Below are 587 nucleotides of genomic sequence, written 5' to 3'. Positions count from 1 at the left end.
GCGAAGTTCCAATTACAAAAAGGTTTGCCATTAACGCGTCGTAAAATAGCCTTACCCGAATTAGAAGGGCTTAACGTACTAGTGGTTGATGACAATGCAACCGCCAAAGAAATCATGCTAGACATGTTGAAGTCATTTAACTTTAATACAATTGCAGCCAGTTCAGGTAGCGAAGCTTTCAATCTCATCGAACAAAATCAAGTAGTTGATTTAATTTTTATCGACTGGCAAATGCCAAAACTGGATGGTATTGAAACAGCCCGAATAATTAAACAAAAAAGAGCACATGTCCCTATTATACTGATGACAGCTTATGATCGTGAAGAGGCAATTCAGCAGGCTAAAAACGTATCTTTTAGTACTATTTTGGCCAAACCGTTTTCTTCATCAGCTTTGATGGATGTGATTATGGCATCGTTGAGTCATCAAGTGGTTGGCAGAAGAGAAGTTAATAAAGTTAATCATGAAATAGAGAATGCGCAAAAGCTTAAAGGTGCCAAAATTCTACTTGTGGAAGATAACGAATTAAATCAAGAGCTCGTCTTTGAGTTGCTTAGCGATGTCGGTATTATAGTTAAAGTGGCAGA

Annotated in this window: 1 protein-coding gene; it reads left to right on the top strand. The window is 37.6% G+C overall.

Translation table 11 applies throughout. The annotated features are described in order from the left end of the window. The coding region (locus tag CJF42_RS26105) for a response regulator (RefSeq protein ID WP_141235704.1) at positions 1 to 587 on the top strand (587 nt) is incomplete at both ends.

The sequence above is a fragment of the Pseudoalteromonas sp. NBT06-2 genome (assembly GCF_002276045.1).
Classification (GTDB): domain Bacteria; phylum Pseudomonadota; class Gammaproteobacteria; order Enterobacterales; family Alteromonadaceae; genus Pseudoalteromonas.
Note: the sequence above shows the minus strand (reverse complement) of the source record. Positions and strands in the feature narration are given on the sequence as shown.